General features: G+C 68.2%; 9 protein-coding genes and 1 pseudogene. All 10 read left to right on the top strand.

All coding sequences use genetic code 11. The features are described 5' to 3' along the window. The coding region (locus ACTIL2_RS14905; RefSeq protein WP_442338261.1) for a glycine dehydrogenase at positions 1 to 1404 on the top strand (1404 nt) is incomplete at its 5' end. Next, positions 1397 to 2581: a glycine cleavage system aminomethyltransferase GcvT gene (gene gcvT / locus ACTIL2_RS14900; RefSeq protein WP_442338260.1), complete on the top strand. Its 1185-nt coding sequence runs from the start codon at positions 1397 to 1399 to the stop codon at positions 2579 to 2581. The genes ACTIL2_RS14905 and gcvT, both read left to right, overlap by 8 nt. Positions 2582 to 2632: 51 nt before the next feature. Further along, complete coding sequence (gene gcvH / locus ACTIL2_RS14895) at positions 2633 to 3016, top strand: glycine cleavage system protein GcvH (RefSeq protein WP_442338259.1); 384 nt, start codon at positions 2633 to 2635, stop codon at positions 3014 to 3016. Between the two features lie 88 nt (positions 3017 to 3104). After that, positions 3105 to 3338, top strand: coding sequence for a FitA-like ribbon-helix-helix domain-containing protein (locus tag ACTIL2_RS14890; RefSeq protein ID WP_442338258.1), 234 nt, complete (start codon positions 3105 to 3107; stop codon positions 3336 to 3338). Next, positions 3335 to 3751 carry a type II toxin-antitoxin system VapC family toxin gene (locus ACTIL2_RS14885; protein WP_442338257.1) on the top strand — a complete coding sequence of 139 codons (417 nt, stop codon included), beginning with the start codon at positions 3335 to 3337 and terminating at the stop codon, positions 3749 to 3751. The genes ACTIL2_RS14890 and ACTIL2_RS14885 overlap by 4 nt, the downstream gene beginning before the upstream one ends. A 76-nt stretch (positions 3752 to 3827) precedes the next feature. Next, entirely contained in the window at positions 3828 to 5375 is a 1548-nt protein-coding gene (locus ACTIL2_RS14880; protein ID WP_442338256.1) for a hypothetical protein, read from the top strand. A gap of 59 nt (positions 5376 to 5434) precedes the next feature. Beyond that, complete coding sequence (gene pyrE, locus ACTIL2_RS14875; RefSeq protein WP_442338255.1) at positions 5435 to 5995, top strand: orotate phosphoribosyltransferase; 561 nt, start codon at positions 5435 to 5437, stop codon at positions 5993 to 5995. Between the two features lie 4 nt (positions 5996 to 5999). Then, positions 6000 to 6128: a hypothetical protein gene (locus ACTIL2_RS14870; RefSeq protein WP_442338254.1), complete on the top strand. Its 129-nt coding sequence runs from the start codon at positions 6000 to 6002 to the stop codon at positions 6126 to 6128. Positions 6129 to 6157: 29 nt separating this feature from the next. Beyond that, entirely contained in the window at positions 6158 to 6853 is a 696-nt protein-coding gene (locus ACTIL2_RS14865) for a lysoplasmalogenase family protein (RefSeq protein WP_442338253.1), read from the top strand. Next, positions 6846 to 7285 (top strand): annotated as a pseudogene (locus tag ACTIL2_RS14860) (TrmH family RNA methyltransferase); the annotation flags it as partial. The gene ACTIL2_RS14865 and the pseudogene ACTIL2_RS14860, both read left to right, overlap by 8 nt.

Genomic DNA, 7285 nt, shown 5'->3' with positions numbered 1-7285 from the left:
TCCTGCACCATGAAGCTCAACGCCGCGGTGTCGATGGAGCCGATCACCTGGCCGGAGTTCGCCGGCATCCACCCGATGGTCCCGGAGGACCAGGCCACCGGCTGGCTCGACCTCATGGACGACCTGGAGGACCGTCTGGCCAGGATCACCGGCTACGCCGCGGTGTCCCTGCAGCCCAACGCCGGTTCCCAGGGCGAGCTCGCCGGGCTGCTGGCTATCCGCCGCTACCACCTCTCCAATGGCGATGACCAACGCAACCTCGTCCTGATCCCGGCGTCCGCCCACGGAACGAACGCCGCGTCCGCCGCACTGGCCGGCCTGAAGGTCGTCGGCGTGAAGAACGCCGAGGACGGGTCGATCAACCTGGACGACCTCGACGCGAAGATCGGGAAGTACGGCGAGCAGATCGCCGGCATCATGATCACCTACCCGTCGACCCACGGCGTGTTCGAGGAGCACGTCCGCGACGTCTGCGAGAAGGTGCACGCCACCGGCGGCCAGGTCTACATCGACGGGGCGAACCTGAACGCCCTGGTCGGGCTGGCGCAGCCCGGAGAGTTCGGTGGGGATGTCAGCCACCTGAACCTGCACAAGACCTTCACCATCCCCCACGGCGGCGGCGGTCCGGGCGTGGGTCCGGTGTGCGTGGGCGAGCACCTGGTCCCGTTCCTTCCGTCCGACCCCTGGGCGGACGTCACCGCGGAACCCGGCACCCTCGAGGGCCGCCCGGTGTCCCAGGCCAGCCAGGGTTCGGCGGGCGTCCTGCCGATCTCCTGGACCTACATCGCGATGATGGGGGACGAGGGCCTGGCCGAGGCGTCCCGCATGGCGCTGGTCAACGCGAACTACATCTCCCACGAGCTGGCGGACACCATCCCCACGCTCTACACCGGTGAGAACGGCCTGGTCGCCCACGAGTGCATCCTGGACCTGCGCGAGCTCACCAAGCAGTCCGGGGTGACCGCCGCGGACGTGACCAAGCGGCTGATGGACTTCGGGTTCCACGCCCCGACCCTGGCCTTCCCCGTGGCCGGCACCCTGATGGTGGAGCCGACCGAGTCGGAGGACAAGGGCGAGCTGGACCGCTTCATCACCGCGATGAAGACCATCCGTTCGGAGATCGACGAGGTCATCGCCGGGGACGTGGAGGTCGAGAACTCCGTCCTGCGCCACGCGCCCTTCACCGCTGAGGCTGTGGTCCGCGATGACTTCGAGGAGGCCGTCTCCGGTGGGCACTTCAGCCGTACCAAGGCCGCGTTCCCGGTGGCGACCCTGCGCCGCGACAAGTACTTCCCCACGGTGAGGCGCATCGACGACGCCTACGGCGACCGCAACCTGGTCTGCACCTGCCCGCCGCTGGAAGCCTTCGACATCGAGAACACCGAGAGTGAGAACAATGACTAAGTACACCGCACTCCACGCCACCCACGATGCGCTCGGCGCGAAGTTCACCGACTTCGGCGGCTGGGACATGCCCCTGAAGTACGACAGGGAACTCGAGGAGCACCGCGCCGTGCGCGAGGCCGTGGGCGTCTTCGACCTCTCCCACATGGGCGAGGTCCGTGTCACCGGGCCGGACGCCGCGGCCTTCCTGGACCACGCGCTGGTCTCGCGGCTGTCCGCGGTGAAGATCGGCAAGGCGAAGTACTCGATGATCTGCACGGAGGACGGCGGGATCATCGACGACCTGATCACCTACGCCCTCGCCGGCAACGAGTACCTGGTCATCCCCAACGCCGGCAACGCCCCGGCGGTTTTCGCCGCGCTCACCGAGCGGGCGGGGGGCTTCGACGTGACCCTGAACGAGCAGACCGACGAGATCTCGCTGATCGCCGTGCAGGGTCCGAAGGCCGCCACGGTGATGCTCGCCATCGTCGATGCGGTGACGGACGCCCCGGAGGCGTCCGGTGCGTCCAGCGCCGACAACTCCGTTGAGGCCGCCATCGAGGGCCTCGGCTACTACGCCGCCTTCCAGGGCACCATCAACGGTGTTCCGGCGATCATCGCCCGCACCGGCTACACCGGCGAGGACGGCTTCGAGATCTTCGTGGAGAACGGGACCGACGGGGCACAGGCGAAGACCGTGTGGGACGCGGCGCTCGCCGCCGGTGAACAGTACGGTGTCCGCCCCTGCGGCCTGGCCGCACGCGACACACTGCGTCTGGAGGCCGGCATGCCGCTCTACGGACATGAGCTGAACCTGGAGCTCACCCCGGTGGACGCGGGGCTGGGGATCCTGGCCGCCACGAAGTCCAAGGAGGAGTTCGTCGGTCGCGACGCCATCGTCACGGCCAAGGAACAGGGCACGAAGCAGATCCTGGTGGGGCTCGTCGGCGAGGGAAAGCGTGCCGCGCGCGAGGGCTACGAGATCCAGGACGCCGACGGCAACCGCCTCGGTGAGGTGACCTCCGGCGCCCTGTCGCCGACGCTGGGCCACCCGGTGGCGATGGGCTACGTGGCCGCCGACGCCACCGGTGAGGGCGGTGCGGCCGCGGAGTTCGCGGGCGTTGTCGTCGACATCCGCGGCAAGGCGTACCCCTACACCGTCGTTAAGCTGCCGTTCTACAAACGCGAGAAGTAACATCCACTCTGACTGCCCTTTGACTGCTTTGAGACCCACAGGAGAAGAACCATGACCGCACTTCCCACTGACCGCCTGTACTCCGAGGAGCACGAGTGGGTGAACTCGACGGACGTGAACGCCGGTGACAGCATCCGCGTCGGCATCACCCACATCGCCGCTGAGGCCCTGGGCGAGATCGTGTTCGTTGAGCTGCCCGAGGTCGGCACCGAGATCGAGGCCGGCGAGCCCTACGGTGAGGTCGAGTCCACCAAGTCCGTCTCCGATATCTTCGCCCCGGTCTCCGGCGAGATCACCGCGGTGAACGAGGGTCTGGAGGACAATGCCGGGGTCATCAACGACGACCCCTACGGCGAGGGCTGGCTCTACGAGGTCACCGTCACTGAGGTGGGCGAGCTGCTGGACCACGAGGCCTACGCCGCCGCCAACGAGTAGCCATGAGCGAGTAGCCACCACGTTCCATTGGCGTGCAGACGGTGATATCATTTCATGTAACTGATATCACCGTGATGGGAGGCGTGCCATGTCGGCACTGACTGTCCGCAATCTTTCGCCGGAGACCCACCGTGCCCTCAAGGCTCGGGCGTCGACCAATAACCGGAGTACGGAGGCAGAAGTGAGGGCCATCCTCGATTCTGCAGTGCAACCGATTGTGCATGTCGGCTCACTACTCGCAGATATCGGGGCGGAGTGCGGGGGCGTCGATATCGACGTTGACAGGGATCGTACGTCCCGCGAGCCCCTGGACTTCACGTGATCATCCTGGACACCAATGTGGTGTCCGAGCCTATGCGGCGGCATCCGGACCAGAACGTCGTCGACTGGTTGGACGCGCAGGCGCCTGAGACGCTTTACCTGACCACGATTACCCTCGCCGAAGTGCGTTTCGGTATAGCCGCCCTGCCCGACGGGTTCCGACGAAACACACTTCATGAACGGTTCGAGCATGAATTCGTGCCTCTCTTCGGCGAACGGATGCTTCCGTTCGATATGAACGCCACGACGTCCTTCTCTGCTCTCCGATCGAGGTCCAGGCAGCAGGGAAAGGCCATTGGCGACTTCGACGCCCTGATTGCCGCGATAGCGATGAGTAGGGGATACGTCGTGGCCACGCGGGATACGTCGCCGTTTCAGAACGCGGGCCTCGTGACGATCAACCCATTCTCATGACAACGCCCATCGTTGGTAGCGCGCCGCGCGGTGGTGGTCCCGGGAAGTGTCCGGGGCCTCCATTAAGCTGGTCGTGATGTTCATCGCTGTTGTCGCCCTGGTTGCCGGGCTCGTGCTGCTGCTTGTCGCCGCGGGCCTGTTCTGGCGTGCCGCACGCCCGACGGCGGGCCAGAACGGGCGGCACGTGCAGCAGCAGGACGCGGCGACACCCGATCCCTCCGTCCCCGCCGCATCAACGCCCAGCTCCGCCGAGGGGTGGGGGCGCCCGGCGGCGAACGACGAGTCGGCGCCGCCGCAGGACGAACCGGAGACGGACGCTCCCGCAGCACAGGAGAGCACCGCTGACGAACCGGTCCCGGAGCCCGTTCCAGAGCCCGTTCCTGCGTCCGTGTCCGACGATTCCGCATCGGACAGCGCGGTCAGCGCGGACACCCCAGCCACCGAAGAGTCCACGGAACCTGACGGGGCCGAAGAACCCGCAGCCCCCACGGACACCCCGGAGTCGGAGCACGTCACCGGTGGCCTGTTCGCCGGCCGTCGTGCCCGGCGGCAGTGGGCCCAGTCCCACGGCTACGAGTACGCCAAGGAGGACCGCTACCTGCCGGGCGAATGGCCGGACAGCCTGATCTCATTGATCACGGGGGACAAGGCGCCGGTCGCCCGGGACCTGGTGTCCGGGTTCATCAGCGGACACCAGTTCCACATCGCCGAGGTCGACGGGGAGACCGTTGTCGCCCTACGGCGGGAGGTGGGGTCGCCGGTCCGCGTCCACCTGTCCGTGTCCGCAGGCCTTCCGGCCGGGATGCGGCACTCCGAGCTCTGCGACCGGCCACCGTTCACCGGGTACTCGACGGACAACAGGGCACTCGACCGGATGCTCGACAGTCGTGCGGAGAGCGTGCTGAAGGCGCTGGGCAGTGTTGTCTCCGACGTCGCCCTGACCGGGACGTGGGTGGCGGTAGCCATGGCGCGCCGCACGGATCCCCCGGTGTGGGACCACGTCCTGACGCAGGTCGGTACGTTGATCTCGGCGTCCCGCGTCCTGCCCCCCAGGGTGACCACCGTCGAGCTCGACCTCGGCGCCGCGGACCCCACGCGTCCGCGGGTACGGCATGGGTCGCCGGGGGAGCCGGAGGAGGCCAGCCGGGAGGAGAGCGCGGACGAGACCCCGTCGGCGCAGCGTGGGCACCTGCGCGCGGTGCCGGACGCGGCGACGAAGCCGCAGGACGACCCGGCTGAGCCGGACGAGCCTGCCGCGGAGGAGCCGTCCGGACGTCCCCACGTGGAGCGTTCCTCCACCCCGGTCGACTTCCCCACACGGTCCGAAGGCCAGACCATGGGGGACACCACCGGCTGGTCGGAGCAGGGGCTCGGCGATTCCGGGGAGGACGCCGACCCCATCCCCGCGGTCGGCGAGGACCCCGACCACACCCGCAACGCCGGCGATGGTGGCCCGCGCGTCATCCGGGACGCGACGAAGAGCTCCACCATCTTCGGCGATGAGGCATCGGGCCCGTCACGGGGAAAGCACCGTGCACCGGATGCCCGGCATGCGAGCAGCGACGGTGAGGCCGATGACTACGAGGTCGTTGACCCCGAGGTCATGGACCCGGACAGCGAATAGGGACTGCCGACCAACTAAGATCACCGGTGGAACCCGCGCCGACTTCGTAAAGGACACCCATGAGCACCGAGAGCACCCCCGCCGTCAACGCCGAGAAGCGTCAGCGTCTTGCCGAGCTGGTCACGGAGCTCTCCGTGGTGCACGGACGGGTCACACTGTCCTCCGGCAAGGAGGCCGACTACTACGTTGACCTGAGGCGGGCCACCCTGCACCGCGAATCCTCGGCACTGATCGGCGAGCTGCTGCGCGAATTAACCGCCGACTGGGATTACGTGGCCGTCGGCGGGCTGACCCTGGGCGCGGACCCTGTGGCCACCGCAGTCATGCACGCCGGGGACGGGGTCGACTCCTTCGTGGTGCGCAAGGAGACGAAGAAGCACGGCATGCAGCGCCGTATCGAGGGCCCGGACATCGGGGGCAAGCGCGTGCTGGTGGTCGAGGACACGACCACCACCGGCAACTCGCCGCTGACCGCCGTTGCTGCGGTGCGCGAGTCAGGGGCGACCGTCGTCGGCGTGGCGACGGTGGTCGACCGGGCGACCGGGGCGAAGGACGTCATCGAGGCCGAGGGTGTGGAGTACCGCAGCCTGCTGGGGCTGGCCGACCTGGGGCTGGCCTGACCGGATGCCTTCCCCCATCGCAACTTTCGCACCGTTCGCCGCGCTGTTCACGGTAAAATCGCAGGTCGCTGATCCCCGCCGCGAGATCGAGGTGCGAAACTTCGGTGGCGTCGGCTGGCGCTCCGGGGAATGACGGGCTGAGGAATGACGAGAGGACATGACATGGGAAACCTGCGCACGGCCTATCTGGCCGCTGGTGCGGTGTCGGTGGTGGCGGCTGCGGCAGGACGCCGCGGTGACCGCCTGACCCGTCTGGTGAAACCGACGCTGATGCCGCTGCTCGCGGCAGCCACGGTGACGTCCTCGCCGAAAGCCCGGAGGAATCCGGTGCTCCTTGCCGGTCTGGCCGGCGGATGGCTGGGCGACATCATCCTCATGGGGAAGGACGGACGAAGTGATGATGCATCCGTCCGGGCCAGGAACGTCAACAAGGGTTCGGCGGCCTTCTCCGTCAACCAGGCCGCCTACATCGCTGAACTCTGGCGCAGGGGCCACCGCCCGAAGCGGTCGACGGTCACTCTCCGGGTGCCGGTGCTGGCCTCCGGTGCGCTGACCGCGGCGACCGGTGCACCTGCGGCGCTGCCGGCCGCCATCGGCTACGGTTCCGCCCTGGCCACGACGTCGGTGCTGGCCTCGGACCCGGGGAAGGTCGGCAAGCGTGGGAATGCCGAGCTTCAGGGGGTCGGTCTCGGCGGCAACCTCTTCGTCCTGTCGGACGGCCTGATCCTCGCCCGCCACGCGTTCCTCGCCGGGGACAAGCCACTGGTCCGCGCTCTGGACGGTGTCGTGGACGGCCTGGTCATGGCCACCTACGTCGCCGCGCAGCTGCTCATCGTCGAGGGGCTGACGCGTGACTGACAGTGGCGGGACCGGCAGCGTCGCGCCCGGCAGTGGCGCGGAGGGCCGGGGGCCCACCGAATGGTTCGAGCATCCGGTGGGGGTCGGACCGTGGACCCAGGTCTACCCGGATGTCCCGGTCCCTGACACGGAGAACGATCCGGACGCCGCGCACTTCGATCCCGTGCTGCTGGCCGAGGGGGACCGGCGCAATGTCGTCGACGGCTACCGGTACTGGCGGCAGGAGGCGATAGTCAGGGACATCGACGCCCGCCGCCATGACCTCCACATCGCCATCGAGAACTTCGAGAACGACTCCAACATCGGCACGGTCGTCCGCACCGCGAACGCCTTCGCCGTGAACACGGTCCACATCGTCGGACGCAAGCGCTGGAACCGGCGCGGGGCGATGGTCACCGACCGCTACCAGCACCTGATGCACCACCCGGACAC

The sequence above is a fragment of the Corynebacterium sp. genome (assembly GCF_052107835.1).
Lineage (GTDB): Bacteria > Actinomycetota > Actinomycetes > Mycobacteriales > Mycobacteriaceae > Corynebacterium.
Note: the sequence above shows the minus strand (reverse complement) of the source record. Positions and strands in the feature narration are given on the sequence as shown.